Source organism: Rhizobium sp. O111 (assembly GCF_055616315.1).
In genome coordinates, this window is the sequence record NZ_JBSHXL010000001.1 from 1,798,254 (window position 1) to 1,811,446 (window position 13,193).

Sequence of the window (13,193 nt, forward strand, 5' to 3'; positions counted from 1 at the left end):
CCTAATTCTGATAGACCGGGTTCCACCTGAGCGCCCGGCGCTCGAGCGAACGGGCCACGACATCGGCGAGCTTGCCGAGAAGCGCGTAGATGACGAGCGCCAGCACGACGACATCGGTCATCATGAACTCGCGGGCATTATTGGCCATGTGGCCGATCCCCGACGACGCGGCGATCGATTCCGAGACGATCAGCGTCAGCCACATGATGCCAAGCGCATAGCGCAGCCCGACGAAGATCGACGGAAGCGCGCCGGGAAAGACCACCTTGCGAAACAGCGTCCAGTTGCTCATCCCATAGACCCGGCCCATCTCGATCAGATCGCGATCGACATTGCGCACGCCGTGATAGGTATTGAGATAGACGGGAAACAGCACGCCGAGCGAGGTCAGAAACAGCTTCGATTCCTCGCCGATCCCGAACCACAGGATGACGAGCGGGATCATCGCCAGATGCGGAATGGTGCGCAGCATCTGCAGCGTCGTATCGGTCAGCTGTTCGGAAAGCTTCGAGACGCCATTGGCGATCCCGAGCAGGAAGCCGATCGCCCCACCGACGATGAGCCCCGCGAAGGCCCGGCCGGCGCTGACGAGAATATCGTGCGGCAGCTGCCCTGAAAGCGTCGTCGACCAGAAGGCCACGGCGACATCCGCCGGCGACGGCATGATGCGCGACGAGATCCACCCCAGCGAACAGCCAAGCTGCCACGCCGCGATGATGGCAAGCGGCACCAGATAGGGCAGCAACCGGTCGCGCCCCGGCACCGGCAGCCGGAAACCTGGCTTCTGTGCCGTCCTGCCCGCTGTCCGCTCCGTCAGCGCGCGGCCGATCGGCGTATCGAATGTCGACATCGAGTTCTTCCTCGCCTCTGTGTCGCCACGGCCTCAAGCCCGCTGGCAGACATGCATGCGTTCATTGAAGCGCTGCCCGCGCGTGGCCGGCAGCGCATCCGTTCGATCAGGATCCGGAGACCACCTTCAGATTGCCGCCATGGCTGCCGCCGCCGAAGACCTGGCGCTTGCCAAAGTCGCTGTCGAAACCGTGGCGCTGCTCGTTGCGGGTGATGCCGAGTTCCGGGAACAGCAGTTCGGCGACGCGATAGGCCTCTTCCAGATGCGGGTAGCCGGAGCCGATCACCGTATCGATGCCGACATCCTGGTATTCGCGCAGCCGCGCGGCCACCGTCTTCGGCGAGCCGACCAGAGCCGTGCCGGCGCCGGCACGCACCAGCCCGACACCCGCCCAGAGGTTGGGCGACACTTCGAGCTTGTCGCGGCGTCCACCATGCAGCGCCGCCATGCGCTTCTGGCCGACGGAATCGGACTCGTTGACGAAGCGCTGCTGCGCCTCCTGGATCGTCTCGTCGTCGAGCTTGGAGATCAGCCGGTCGGCCGCAGCCCACGCCTCCTCGTCGGTTTCTCGCACGATGAAATGCAGGCGGATGCCGAAGCTGACCTCGCGGCCCTTCTCTGCAGCGGCGGCGCGCACCTTCTGAACCTTTTCCGCCACCTGCGCCGGCGGCTCGCCCCATGTCAGGTACTTGTCGACCCGGCCGACCGAGAAATCGATACCGGCATCCGAGGAGCCACCGAAATAGAGCGGCGGACGCGGGTTCTGCACGGAGGGGAACCCGAGGCGCGCATTGGTCGCCTTGATGTACTTGCCGTCATAGCTGGCGACGCCCTTCTCCAGCAGCTCCTCGAACACCGTGAAGAACTCGTCGGCATGGGCGTAGCGTTCATCATGCGCCAGCGTGATGCCGTCGCCGGCAAGCTCGCCCGGACTGCCGCCAACGACGATATTGAGCAGCAGCCGCCCGTTCGAGATCCGGTCAAGCGTCGTCGTCAGCCGCGCGTAGTAGGCGGGCGACGCCGTGCCGGGACGGATGGCGACCAGGAACTGCAGCTTTTCCGTCTTGGTCGCAAGCGCTGCCGCCGTCACGAAGGATTCCTCGCAAGAGACCCCGGTGGGGAGAAGTACGCCGGAATAGCCGAGACGGTCGGCCGCCTGCGCAATCTGCGTGAGATAGTCGAATTCCGGCGCGCGGTTCAGATCGTTGGAGCCGAGATAGGCACCGTCGCCCGATGTCGGGATGAACCAGAGAAAATTGATGGGATCGTGCTTGTTGCTCATGGAAATGATCCTCTTGATCTCGAAAATTCGGGTCAGCTTGCGGGATGCCAGACGATGTCGCTGACGGTCAGTTGCTTCGGCACGACGCCGAGCTTGTAGAAATCGTCGGCAAGCGCCTGCTGGTAGGTGAGTGCTTCATCCGGAACGAGCGAGACCTTGCCGAGATCGGCCTGGCTACGCGTCAGCGTCACCCGGGTGATATCGGCGGGAACGCCGGTGATTTCGGCCAGTGTCTTCACCGTCCCGTCGAGGTCCGCCTGCGCCGCCGCGCCGACCTTGGCGAGTTCGTCAATGACATCGGCGATGACGTCGGGATGCGCTTCGGTGAAGGTAGCGTTGCCGAGGAAGTAGCCCCAATTGTCGAGCAGACCCTCGGATGTGGTGACCACGCGGGTCTGCGGATCGGCCTCGGCCACGGCGAAGAACGGATCCCAGATCGCCCAGGCGTCGATCGCCCCGTTCTTGAAGGCCGCACCCGCATCGGGCGGCGGCAGGTCGATTTCGGTAATGTCGGAAAGCTGGAGCCCCGCCTTCGCGAGCACCTTCAGCGCGAAGTTATGAGCGCTGGAGCCGCGCTTGTAGGCGACCTTCTTGCCCTTGAGGTCCTCGATCGTCTGGATCGGCGAATCCTTGTGGACCAGCAATCCATGAAACGCCGCCGGCCCGCGATAAGCACCGACATAGAGCAGATTGCCGCCGGCGGCTTGCGCGAAGAGTGGCGGCACATCACCGGTAACGCCGAAATCCAGCGCATCGGCGCCAACGGCCTCGAGCAAAGGCGGCCCCGAGGTGAATTCGTTCCACTCGACGCTCACACCCTTGGCGGCCAGCCGCTTTTCCAATGCGCCGGTGCGCCGCGCCAGTGCCAGCACGCCAAATTTCTGCCAGCCGATCCTGATCGTCGTCTCAGCGGCTCTTGCCGTCCGCACCTGAGGCAAAATCGCGGTCGCGGCAGCGGCCCCCAAAAGGCCGAATGTCTGTCTGCGGGTGAACATGCTGGGCTCTCTCCTCATGGCCGCGCTTCGCGCTCTCAGGCCGTTTTCATGAGGCAATGATTTCATAGACTACCAATTAGATCGACATTATAAATTTTCTAGTCGAAACCAATGTGGGGAATAATTTTCCATATTCGCGGCACAGACCAACAGCCCGTGCCGCGACGTCACGAAGTCCCATTTCGCCTCGGTGATCAGCTCGCCTTCGGCCGCCAGACGATATCGCCGGTCTTCAGCTGCTTCGGCACGATGCCGAGATTGTAGAACTCGTCGGCCAGCGCCTGCTGGTATGCCGCCGCATCGTCGCTGATGGTCGACACGCCGCCGAGATCGGCGCCAGCCCGTGTCAGCGTCACACGGGTGATATCGACGGGAACGCCTGTTATCTCGGAAAGCTCCTTGATCGTATCGTCGAGCTTGCCCTGCGCGGACCGGCCGACCTTGGCGAGTTCATCGATGACATCGCTGACGACCTGGCCGTTCGCATCGGTGAAACCGGCATTGGCGAGGAAGTAGCTGTAGGACGGCACGATCCCTTCGGCGGTGGACAGGATACGCGTCTGCGGGTCGGCCTCGACGATGGCGAGATAGGGATCCCAGATCGACCAGGCGTCGATGCTGCCGTTCTTGAAGGCGGCGGCCGCGTCCGGCGGAGACAGATCGATAGGCTCGACGTCGTCGATCTTGAGGCCGGCCTTGCGGAGTATTTTGACGGTCACGTTATGCGCGCTCGATCCGCGCTTGAAGGCTACCTTCTTGCCCTTCAGGTCTTCGACCGTCTTGATATCGGAATCCTTGCGAACAACGATCGCCGAGCCGGCGGCGCTGCCCCGATAAGTACCGACATAATAGAGCTGGCCGCCGGCGGCCTGTGCAAATAGCGGCGGCACGTCGCCCGTTGCCCCGAAATCGAGCGCGCCGGCCCCCAGCGCTTCCAGCAGCGGCGGCCCCGAGGTGAATTCGGACCAGCTGACGGTGATGCCCTTGTCGGCAAGCCGCTTTTCCAGCGCCCCTCTGCGCTTGGCGAGCGCCAGCACGCCGTTCTTCTGCCAGCCGATGCGAAACTCGGTGGCAGCGGCGCGCGCCGGCCGGATGGCGGGCAGTACGGCGGTTGCAGCAGCAGCCCCAAGCAGACCCAGTGTCTGTCGACGAGAAATCATAGCCGTCCCCTTTCGATCAGCGTGTTTCGGGTCCGATCTCCGAAGCCGCTGTGTTTGCGATGGGGAAATTCTGCTGAAATCTATAAATTATATCGACAACTATGTTTGTGATTTTCGGCCCGCTCGAAATTATCCTGACCCGATTTCGGGCCTTGAGCGGAATTTTGTTCCAACAGCGAACGCCTCGCATCATTTCGGCGGCTTTTCGCCCCGGCCTATTTGGGCTACTCCTCAAGCACGCGTTCATGAAAGGATAGGTACATGGCAAAAGTCGCATTCATCGGTCTCGGCGTCATGGGTTTTCCCATGGCAGGTCATCTGAAGGTGAAAGGCGGCCATGATGTCACTGTCTATAACCGCACCGCCGCCAAGGCGGCCGCCTGGGCCGAGAAATTCGGCGGCAAATCGGCCCCGACGCCGGCCGAAGCCGCCCGCGACGCCGATTTCGTCTTCACCTGCGTCGGCAATGACGACGATCTCCGCTCGGTGACTTCAGGCAAGGATGGCGTTCTGCAGACGATGAAGGCAGGCGCGATCCTGATCGACAACACCACCGCTAGCGCCGATGTCGCTCGCGAACTCTACGCCGCCGCCAAGGAAAAAGGCGTGGGCTTTATCGACGCTCCCGTATCAGGCGGCCAGGCCGGCGCAGAGAATGGCGTGCTGACGGTCATGTGCGGTGCCGAGGACGCCGTCTATGAGAAGGCCAGGCCCATCATCGACGCATTCGCCCGCATGGTCGGGCTGATGGGCGCGCCAGGTGCCGGACAGCTCACCAAGATGATCAACCAGATCTGCATCGCCGGCATTGTCCAGGGTCTCGCCGAGGGTATCCATTTCGGAAAGCGCGCCGGCCTCGATATCGAGAAGGTCGTCGACGTCATCTCCAAGGGTGCGGCCGGCTCCTGGCAGATGGAGAACCGCCACAAGACCATGAACGAGGGCAAGTACGACTTCGGCTTCGCCATCGACTGGATGCGCAAGGATCTCGGCATCGTCCTCGACGAAGCGCGCCACAACGGCGCCACGCTGCCCCTCACCGCCCTCGTCGATCAGTTCTACGGCGACGTCCAGGCCATGGGCGGCAATCGTTGGGACACGTCCTCGCTGCTCGCCCGCCTCGAAAAATGATCTGCCCCTCCTCCAGCGCAGCGGATTTGATCGCGCATCTGCGCGCGTTGCGCTCGGAGGAAGCAATCGCAGGAATGCGCCGTTTCGGCATCGTGACCGATACGGCGCTCGGCATCTCCAACCCGGTCATGCAGGCAATCGCCCGCACGGTGAAGAAAGATCACGCGCGGGCATTGGCACTGTGGCAAAGCGATATCAGGGAAGCACGCCTGCTCGCGCTTTACACGGCCGACCCGAAGCAGCTGACGGAGACACAGGCCCGAAAATGGGCCGATGACTTCCGCTCCTGGGAGATCGTCGATACCGCGGCCGACCTCTTTATCAAGGCAAGGCTGCTGTCGCTCATCCCAGATATGGCGGCTGATGATCGCGAGTTCGTCCGTCGCACTGCCTTCGCGATGATCGCCAGCGCCGCCGTTCACATGAAGACGGAGCCGGACGAGACGCTCATCGGCTTTCTGCCGCTCATCGAACGCCACGCCACCGATCCGCGCAACTTCGTTCGCAAGGCCGTCAACTGGGCGCTCCGCAACGTCGGCAAGCGCAACCGGCATTGCCATGCCCTTGCCTTGACGCTGGCGGAACGGCTGGCCGCCGACGCGGACAAGACCGCCCGATGGATCGGCAAGGATGCGGCAGGGGAACTGACGAGCGAGAAAATTCTCGCCCGCGTTCAAAAGAAGGGCTCAGTCCTCAAGGGCTGAACTCAGTCTTCGTTGGACTTCGAGTTGTCGAGGATCATGTAGTCGAGCGGCAGCTGCGTCGAATACTTGATCTGCTCCATCGCGAAAGCCGAGGAGACGTCGCGGATTTCGATCTTGGCGATCATCCGCTTGTAGAAGGCGTCATAGGCCGCGATATCGGGCACGACGACGCGCAGCAGGTAATCCACGTCGCCGCTCATGCGGTAGAACTCAACGACTTCAGGGAATTCCGCCACCACTTCCGAAAACCGCCGCAGCCATTCGATCGAATGCGTGGCGGTGCGGATGGAAACGAAAACCGTGACCTTGGTGTTGACCTTCTCAGGATCGAGGATGGCCACACGGCGCTTGATGACGCCGTCTTCTTCCATTTTCTGGATACGGCGCCAGCAAGGGGTCGTGGAAAGGCCGACCTTCTTTGCGAGATCGGCAACCGCCAATGTGGAATCTTCCTGCAAAAGGCGCAGAATCTTGCGATCTAGACGGTCCATTTACCCCACCCCTACGAATTATTTTCTATGTATAGCGCGATTCCGGCCAGTGGAAAGAAATTTGTTTCAGTTCACAAGCATTGTGATGCGCGCCCGCAAGGCTGGCAGCAATTCCTCTTCGAACCACGGATTACGCCTGATCCAGCCCGTGTTGCGCCAGCTCGGATGCGGCAGCGGCAGAATGGCCGGTGCGCGATTGGCAAACAGGATCTCCCGCCATGCCCGTACTGTCTCGGTCACGCTGCCGCGCCGCTCGCTCCCCAAATGCCAAGCCTGCGCATATTGCCCGATGACGAGCACCAGTTCGATCTGCGGCATGGCCGCGATCACGGGAGACCGCCAGCGAGGCGCGCATTCGCGCCGGGGCGGCAGATCGCTGCCCTTGGCGTCATAACCCGGAAAGCAGAAGCCCATCGGCACGATGGCGAAGCGGTCGCGATCGTAGAAGGTGTCGCGATCGACCTGCAGCCATTCGCGCAGCCGGTCGCCCGACGCATCGTTGAAGGGAATGCCGCTCTCATGCACCTTCAGCCCCGGCGCCTGCCCCGCGATCAGTATCCTCGCCTTGGTCGAAATCACCGCCACCGGCCGTGGCTCATGCGGCAGCCGATGATCCGGCCCGCGCAACGGCTCGTCGCGACAGAGCCGGCAGCCCGCGATCGCCTCGCGCATTTCGTCCAGTCCATCAGCCGCGCCTACCATCCGAAAAATCCTCTGACGCCGCCTGAGCGCTCGACATCCTGCCTGTGATCGCGGAAGTCACGTGGCCTCTCGAAAGAGCCGGCCCAAAGACCAGCCTTCTCCGCCCGCGCCTCGGCCTCCTCGTCACCATAAGCGCCGTAGGAAACCGCCATGCCCCGCCGCACCATCACCGCATTGATATCCGTACCGCCCGCATGACACACGACGAGCAGCCGCTGAAAGCGATCCCTCTCGGTTCCCACGCAGCGCGCATCATCACCGGCAACAAGGCTCTGCAGCAGCCGCTTGGCCTCCTGCCCGCACGGCCACCGCGCCCCGCCGCGCTCGCAGGTCTGGGCAAGCTCGGGCGCATCGATACCCTTCAATCGCATCCTCTCCTCGCCGATCGCAAGGCTGTCGCCATCGGCGGCGTGGAAACGGCCCGAGTGGGAAATCTCGGGCACATCGTTCAGCTTGGCGGCGATCAGCCAGATGAACGCGAGCAGCGCAAAGGCCGTCACACCGTCACGAACGGTTCTGAAACCCCGCGTCACGGTTTCGCCTCCTTCAAAAACAAACCCTTGGGAAAATTGGCAAACAACTTCTTAATATTTGAGCTCTAATGTTCACGTACCCGCAGATCAAGCGTCACGTGTATAATGAGTAACGGCGTAAGCACATCGACAGATAAGAATATCGTCGACAAATCACGGAGTCACCGCAACAAGCCCGTCGCAAAGGCTGTGCGGGTGACGCGTGAGCGCCTGCAATCGAGCCATGCGCCGAGCGGCGCATTCGATCGCGATGTGCTGAACCTCTATATTAATGCCGTGCTTCAGGGCGCCTCGATCATCCCGCTGTTCGTGATCATCATCGCGATCCTTGGCATCTATTTCACCGGCGACACCCAGATCGTGCTCTGGGCCATATTGACGCTGACGGCGCATGCCGCCAACGTGTTTCTCGCGCGCCGCGCCCGCAAGCGCGAGATGACGGCGATCCGCACCCGCAAATGGCGCCGCCTGCTGCTGCTCGGCCAGTTCCTGATCGGCTGCTGCTGGGCGTATTTCGCCATTCAGGACTGCGCCGCCTGCGAGCCGGCCAACCTCGTGCTTTACAAGGGCGCGACGCTTCTGATCGCGCTGTCGCTGACGGCGATGTGGAACTACATGCTGACGCTGTGCGTCCTTGTGACCTTCTCGCCCGTCGTCTTCGCGCTCGTCGCCAAATCCGGCATCTCTCGCGAAATCCTCGAGATCAGCCTGACCGCGACGCTGACCACGACGGTCATCTTCTTCCACTATATCAGCGACCGGCTTTTCCGGCAGAACCTGCGCATCCTCTCCTACCAGGCGGAGAAGGACGACCTGATCGCCGAGCTCGAAGTCGCCAAATCCATGTCGGACGAAGCCCGTCGCCGGGCCGAAGAGGCAAACCTCGCCAAGTCCCGCTTCCTCGCATCCATGTCGCATGAGCTGCGAACGCCGCTGAACGCCATCCTCGGCTTCTCCGAGGTGATGTCGGCGGAAGTGATGGGACCGCTGAACAACGCAACCTACAAGGAATATACCAGCGACATCCACCGCTCGGGTCAGCACCTCTTGAACCTGATCAACGAAATCCTCGACCTCTCCCGCATCGAGGCCGGCAAATACGAGCTCAGCGAAGAGGCAATCTCGCTGCTGGATATCTCCGAAGACTGCATCGGCATGGTGCAGCTGCGCGCACGTGGCAAGAACATCACCATTTCGCAGCAGTTCGAGCTAGAGCTGCCGGCAGTCTGGGCCGACGAGAAATCGATGCGTCAGGTGATCCTCAATCTTCTGTCCAACGCCGTGAAGTTCACGCCGCAGGGCGGCGAGATCATGGTCAAGGTCGGCTGGACGGCCGGCGGCGGCCAGTACATCTCGATCAAGGACAACGGTCCGGGCATTCCCGAAGACGAAATCCCGGTCGTCCTTTCCGCCTTCGGCCAGGGCTCGATCGCCATCAAGAGCGCCGAACAGGGCACCGGCCTCGGCCTGCCGATCGTTCAGGCGATCCTCGCCAAGCACGATGGCCAGTTCATCCTGAAATCCAAGCTGCGCGAAGGCACCGAAGTCATCGCCATCCTGCCGGCAAGGCGCGTGCTGCAGTCGGTTCCGGCCGTTGAGGATGCGCAGGCCGTCTCCCGCAAGCGCCGCAGTTTTGCTTGAGGCGGGTTATCGAACGATCGCCTTAAAATCTTTGTCATTGGCAAAGTCCTGCAGATCGTTGTCGTAGCTGGCTGCATCCGCGAGTTCGGCAAGTGCCGTCTTGAAGTGCGAATTCAAACGCACAGCCTTTCGAGCGGCATCAAGCACCGCCAGACGCGCTAGCCGTTGCTCGCCTTCCGGGGCTCCCGATTCTCGCAGCGCATGGAATTTCTGGCCGTAAGCGGCCGCCATCAAGTACCAGTAGTAGGCAATCTTGACCGCCGGTGTTTTCACGAGCTTGTTGCCGAGCGTGATTGCGTTCCGATAGCCCTGCGGTTGATAGAGCACATTCTTGATGATCTCGAGACTGTCGTTGATCGAGAGTTCGTCAGCAACCGACGTGTAGGCCATCGGCACACTCATTGACGCCTCCCCAATCATCGCCGCCGCGTCCTTGAAATCTGGGACATCCGTCTTCAGCGGCAGGTCGCCGATCTCCTCCGAGAGCCTGATCTCCACATATTGAAAGAGAGGCGACAGGTAGATGCGGGTGTAGATGTAAAAGAAAATGAAGCCACTAACGAGACCGCAGACGAGAAGAAACGGCCCCACGGCGGGAAGCGCGCCTGCGCTGGCTTGTCCGTCAATGATGAAGACTTGTGCCTTGCGGCTCAAGAAGTCGCTGAACTGGTTAAACGCGCGATCTAGCGAGCCTATCTGCGTCAGCCCCACGCCGACCAACATCGTCGTCAACCACTCCGATATTCGCTCTAGGTTGGTATTCGACCCCAGCAGTCGTTCTCTCTTCAGGGCCGTATTGGCCACTGCGGCTTTCGTCCGAGATGTTGTCTCTTTGGCGGCAGGCGCCGGTGACGGATTGTCCTTTGCAAGTATCCGCGGAACGGAAAAGAGAAAGCCCAGCAATCCGCCGATAGAAATCCCGACAAACACGATCAGTCCGCCGATACCGATCGCGGCAACCCAATCGCCGAGTTGCGCCAGAGCCATGAAGCCAAGCGTTGCGGTCGTTACGACAGCGCCGACAATCGCGAGCAAAACCGCATGTCGGTTTCGCTCAGCCTCTTCACGCTCGTTCCGCTCAGCTTCGTAAACGCTGCTTACAGCCACAACCGCCTCCCTCTCCCTACTCTGGAAAGGGCAGCATGGCGGATATCGAAAACACCCAAAAGATGCACTTACGGCGTAAATACAACCGATTACATCATAGACTAGAAACCGCCCCTCAGCCGAACATCAAATGCTTGCCGATCGTAAACAGCATGAAGATGCCGCAAGCGGTCAGCATGCAGAGCACGGCGAACGAGCCGAGATCCTTGGCGTGCTTGCCGACGCTTGAAATCTCCGGCGAAATGCGGTCGATGACTTCCTCGATGGCGGTGTTGAGCGCCTCGATGGCGAAGACGATCAGGAACAGGACGACCGCTATCATCAGTTCGACCAGCGTCGCGCCCACCGCCAGAAGCAGGATCAGCGCGACGGCGGCGAAGAGTAGCTCCTGCCGGAACGCGGCCTCCTTGATCAGTCGCTTGAAGCCGCCGAGCGAGTAACTGGCGGCGGCAAAAAAGTGGCTGATGCCGGTGAGTTTGGTCACGGCAGGTTTCATCAGGCGTCCTCGTCGTCAGGTAGATGGCGGCAATGCCTGCCGCTTCATATCAGAAAAATGCGAATAGCGTGTACACGCTCGCGTCGCAAGCCATCTGTCATAAACCTGTCACGAACCTGAACGCTGCCCCTGGACCCGAGCGATGAGTTCAGTGTTCGTGCTTGTTTGTCACACCTGCCTGCGCGAAGGTCGCCATGCCGGAGTGGCATGCCGCGGCCGCCTTGACGATGCCGGCGGCCAGCGCTGCCCCCGTGCCTTCGCCGAGCCGCATGCCGAGCGCCAGAAGCGGCGTCTTGCCGAGCATTTCGATCGCCTTCAGATGGCCCGGCTCGCTGGAGACGTGACCGATCAGGCAGTGATCGAGCGCCGAAGGGTTGGCGGCCTGCAGGATGGCGGCGGCGGCCGTCGCCACGTAGCCGTCGATCAGCACCGGAATGCGCTCGACGCGGGCAGCCAGGATCGCGCCCGCCATCGCGGCGATCTCGCGGCCGCCGAGGCGGCGCATGATCTCGAGCGGATCGTCGAGATGATCACTGTGCAGCGCCACCGCTTTTTCGACGGCGGCAACCTTACGCTCGAACATCTCGCCCTCCGAACCGGTTCCCGGGCCGACCCAGTCGCGGGCATTGCCACCGTAAAGCGCGTAGTTGATCGACGCGGCGATCGTTGTATTGCCGATGCCCATTTCGCCGATGCAGAGCAGATCGGTGCCGCCGGCAATCGCCTCCATGCCGAAGGCCATGGTGGCGGCGCAATCACGCTCCGAGAGCGCGGGCTCCTCGGTAATGTCGCCGGTCGGATAATCGAGCGCCAGGTCGAACACCTTCAGCCCGAGATCATAGGCGACGCAGATCTGGTTGATCGCGGCTCCACCGGCCGCGAAGTTCTCGACCATCTGCTGCGTTACCGTCGGCGGAAACGGCGTAATGCCCTGCTTCACGACACCGTGGTTGCCGGCGAAGATCGCCACCAGCGGCCGGTTGACGGCGGGCGTGCGGCCCGTCCAGGCGGCGAGCCAGAAAGCGATTTCCTCAAGACGCCCGAGCGAGCCCGGCGGCTTGGTCAACTGGGCATCGCGCTCGCGGGCAGCGACCAGCGCCCTTGGATCCGGCCCTGGCAGATCGCGCAGAAGTGTCCGGAAATCGTCGAACGGCAGGCCTGAAACGCTCATGGATGCGGCTTCCTTGTCTCGTCTGTAAACTTGTCTTATGGCTGCAAATCAGCTTCTTTCGCGGCCACTCTTAAATCCAGCCGCGAAGCGGAACAACTCTAAAAAGCGCCAGACATCATCCCCGGGAGCGGACGCGCATGAACATCGCAACCTATGTGGCCGATATCGCGCGCGCCGTCGCATTCCTGAGCCGCATTCCCATGCCGAAAGCGGCCTTTGCGGGATATGACGGAAAACTCGGTCGCGTCGCGCGCGCTTTCCCGGTCGCCGGCATCATCATCGGCCTGCTGCCCGCGTTCGTTCTGCTGGTCATGCTCGGCCTTCGCGCCGATCGGCTGATGTCGGCGCTGGTGGCGCTGGCGGTACAGGCGATCGTCTCAGGCGCCCTGCACGAAGACGGCCTCGCCGATTGCGCCGATGGCATCGGTGGCGGCCGCGACCGCGCCCAGCGGCTGTCGATCATGAAGGACAGCCGCATCGGCACCTATGGCGCCATCGCGCTGATCCTCTCCTTCGCCATTCGCGCCGCCGCCATCGCCGCGATTGCGCGCGGCGTCGTGCCGTTTGCCGCCGCACTCGCCCTGCCCGCCATCGGCTGCATCAGCCGCGGCGCGCTCGTCTGGCACTGGCACCGCCTGCCGCCGGCCAAGGCGGATGGCGTGGCCGCAGCCGTCGGCCAGCCCAGCGAAGGCGTCATGCAGATGGCGGTCGTCTCGGCCTGCGCGCTGGCGGCGCTGCTGATCTGGCCAAGCCTCGGCCTTCTGCCGCTCATCTGCGCCCTGCTCGCCTGCGGCCTCAGCGCTATGATCTTCACCCGAGTGGCCCGCGTGGCCCTCTCCGGCCATACCGGCGATACGCTGGGCGCGACCGCTCAAATTTCCGAGATGGCGGCGCTGTGTGCTCTTGCCATGGCTTTGTGAAACAACGATA

The 13,193-nt window shown here is 62.3% G+C and carries 14 protein-coding genes; 4 read left to right on the plus strand and 10 right to left on the minus strand.

The window, feature by feature from the left end:
- Position 1: 1 nt before the first annotated feature.
- The 4 genes from ACVTFQ_RS09120 to ACVTFQ_RS09135 all read right to left on the minus strand — a co-directional run bounded on the left by ACVTFQ_RS09120 (position 2) and on the right by ACVTFQ_RS09135 (position 4,287).
- Complete coding sequence (locus tag ACVTFQ_RS09120; protein WP_111563500.1) at positions 2 to 850, minus strand: ABC transporter permease subunit; 849 nt, start codon at positions 848 to 850, stop codon at positions 2 to 4.
- A gap of 106 nt (positions 851 to 956) precedes the next feature.
- Entirely contained in the window at positions 957 to 2,132 is a 1,176-nt protein-coding gene (ssuD, locus tag ACVTFQ_RS09125) for an FMNH2-dependent alkanesulfonate monooxygenase (RefSeq protein WP_111563499.1), read from the minus strand.
- 32 nt (positions 2,133 to 2,164) lie between these two features.
- Positions 2,165 to 3,127 carry an aliphatic sulfonate ABC transporter substrate-binding protein gene (locus ACVTFQ_RS09130; RefSeq protein ID WP_112988970.1) on the minus strand — a complete coding sequence of 321 codons (963 nt, stop codon included), beginning with the start codon at positions 3,125 to 3,127 and terminating at the stop codon, positions 2,165 to 2,167.
- Positions 3,128 to 3,321: 194 nt separating this feature from the next.
- Positions 3,322 to 4,287 (minus strand): aliphatic sulfonate ABC transporter substrate-binding protein, encoded by a 966-nt coding sequence (locus ACVTFQ_RS09135; protein WP_111563498.1) that lies wholly within the window; start codon positions 4,285 to 4,287, stop codon positions 3,322 to 3,324.
- 261 nt (positions 4,288 to 4,548) lie between these two features.
- Between ACVTFQ_RS09135 and ACVTFQ_RS09140 the strand changes: the two genes are divergently transcribed.
- The gene (locus tag ACVTFQ_RS09140) at positions 4,549 to 5,418 is read left to right on the plus strand and encodes an NAD(P)-dependent oxidoreductase (protein ID WP_112437139.1); all 870 of its coding nucleotides are present in this window, start codon (positions 4,549 to 4,551) and stop codon (positions 5,416 to 5,418) included.
- Positions 5,415 to 6,122 (plus strand): DNA alkylation repair protein, encoded by a 708-nt coding sequence (locus tag ACVTFQ_RS09145; protein WP_111563496.1) that lies wholly within the window; start codon positions 5,415 to 5,417, stop codon positions 6,120 to 6,122. Before ACVTFQ_RS09140 ends, ACVTFQ_RS09145 begins: the two co-directional genes overlap by 4 nt.
- Before the next feature lie 2 nt (positions 6,123 to 6,124).
- Here the strand turns inward: ACVTFQ_RS09145 and ACVTFQ_RS09150 are convergent, their stop codons facing one another.
- From ACVTFQ_RS09150 to ACVTFQ_RS09160, 3 genes are all read right to left on the minus strand, one after another.
- Complete coding sequence (locus ACVTFQ_RS09150; protein ID WP_111563495.1) at positions 6,125 to 6,613, minus strand: Lrp/AsnC family transcriptional regulator; 489 nt, start codon at positions 6,611 to 6,613, stop codon at positions 6,125 to 6,127.
- 66 nt (positions 6,614 to 6,679) lie between these two features.
- The gene (locus ACVTFQ_RS09155) at positions 6,680 to 7,315 is read right to left on the minus strand and encodes a uracil-DNA glycosylase family protein (protein WP_111563494.1); all 636 of its coding nucleotides are present in this window, start codon (positions 7,313 to 7,315) and stop codon (positions 6,680 to 6,682) included.
- The gene (locus ACVTFQ_RS09160) at positions 7,309 to 7,848 is read right to left on the minus strand and encodes a thermonuclease family protein (RefSeq protein WP_111563493.1); all 540 of its coding nucleotides are present in this window, start codon (positions 7,846 to 7,848) and stop codon (positions 7,309 to 7,311) included. Before ACVTFQ_RS09160 ends, ACVTFQ_RS09155 begins: the two co-directional genes overlap by 7 nt.
- Positions 7,849 to 7,953: 105 nt before the next feature.
- Here ACVTFQ_RS09160 and ACVTFQ_RS09165 point away from each other — a divergent pair, with 105 nt between their 5' ends.
- A complete protein-coding gene (locus tag ACVTFQ_RS09165; RefSeq protein ID WP_111563492.1) occupies positions 7,954 to 9,489 on the plus strand; it encodes a sensor histidine kinase in 1,536 nt (511 codons plus the stop codon).
- 6 nt (positions 9,490 to 9,495) lie between these two features.
- On the opposite strand, the gene ACVTFQ_RS09170 is transcribed toward ACVTFQ_RS09165, so the two are convergent.
- The 3 genes from ACVTFQ_RS09170 to cobT form a co-directional block, all read right to left on the minus strand.
- A complete protein-coding gene (locus ACVTFQ_RS09170) occupies positions 9,496 to 10,596 on the minus strand; it encodes a hypothetical protein (protein ID WP_112437138.1) in 1,101 nt (366 codons plus the stop codon).
- A 115-nt stretch (positions 10,597 to 10,711) separates the two neighbouring features.
- The gene (locus tag ACVTFQ_RS09175) at positions 10,712 to 11,092 is read right to left on the minus strand and encodes a diacylglycerol kinase (RefSeq protein WP_018900596.1); all 381 of its coding nucleotides are present in this window, start codon (positions 11,090 to 11,092) and stop codon (positions 10,712 to 10,714) included.
- A 148-nt stretch (positions 11,093 to 11,240) separates the two neighbouring features.
- On the minus strand, positions 11,241 to 12,263 hold the full coding sequence (cobT, locus tag ACVTFQ_RS09180) for a nicotinate-nucleotide--dimethylbenzimidazole phosphoribosyltransferase (RefSeq protein ID WP_111563490.1): 1,023 nt from the start codon (positions 12,261 to 12,263) through the stop codon (positions 11,241 to 11,243).
- 137 nt (positions 12,264 to 12,400) lie between these two features.
- Between cobT and ACVTFQ_RS09185 the strand changes: the two genes are divergently transcribed.
- Entirely contained in the window at positions 12,401 to 13,183 is a 783-nt protein-coding gene (locus tag ACVTFQ_RS09185) for an adenosylcobinamide-GDP ribazoletransferase (RefSeq protein ID WP_111563489.1), read from the plus strand.
- The last annotated feature ends 10 nt before the right edge of the window (positions 13,184 to 13,193 follow it).

Bases quoted from the DNA above. Each gene is read 5' to 3' on its own strand.
- ACVTFQ_RS09120 (WP_111563500.1), bottom strand. From the start codon at position 850: ATGTCGACATTCGATACGCCGATCGGCCGCGCGCTGACGGAGCGGACA.
- ssuD (WP_111563499.1), bottom strand. From the start codon at position 2,132: ATGAGCAACAAGCACGATCCCATCAATTTTCTCTGGTTCATCCCGACA.
- ACVTFQ_RS09130 (WP_112988970.1), bottom strand. From the start codon at position 3,127: ATGTTCACCCGCAGACAGACATTCGGCCTTTTGGGGGCCGCTGCCGCG.
- ACVTFQ_RS09135 (WP_111563498.1), bottom strand. From the start codon at position 4,287: ATGATTTCTCGTCGACAGACACTGGGTCTGCTTGGGGCTGCTGCTGCA.
- ACVTFQ_RS09140 (WP_112437139.1), top strand. From the start codon at position 4,549: ATGGCAAAAGTCGCATTCATCGGTCTCGGCGTCATGGGTTTTCCCATG.
- ACVTFQ_RS09145 (WP_111563496.1), top strand. From the start codon at position 5,415: ATGATCTGCCCCTCCTCCAGCGCAGCGGATTTGATCGCGCATCTGCGC.
- ACVTFQ_RS09150 (WP_111563495.1), bottom strand. From the start codon at position 6,613: ATGGACCGTCTAGATCGCAAGATTCTGCGCCTTTTGCAGGAAGATTCC.
- ACVTFQ_RS09155 (WP_111563494.1), bottom strand. From the start codon at position 7,315: ATGGTAGGCGCGGCTGATGGACTGGACGAAATGCGCGAGGCGATCGCG.
- ACVTFQ_RS09165 (WP_111563492.1), top strand. From the start codon at position 7,954: ATGAGTAACGGCGTAAGCACATCGACAGATAAGAATATCGTCGACAAA.
- ACVTFQ_RS09175 (WP_018900596.1), bottom strand. From the start codon at position 11,092: ATGAAACCTGCCGTGACCAAACTCACCGGCATCAGCCACTTTTTTGCC.
- cobT (WP_111563490.1), bottom strand. From the start codon at position 12,263: ATGAGCGTTTCAGGCCTGCCGTTCGACGATTTCCGGACACTTCTGCGC.
- ACVTFQ_RS09185 (WP_111563489.1), top strand. From the start codon at position 12,401: ATGAACATCGCAACCTATGTGGCCGATATCGCGCGCGCCGTCGCATTC.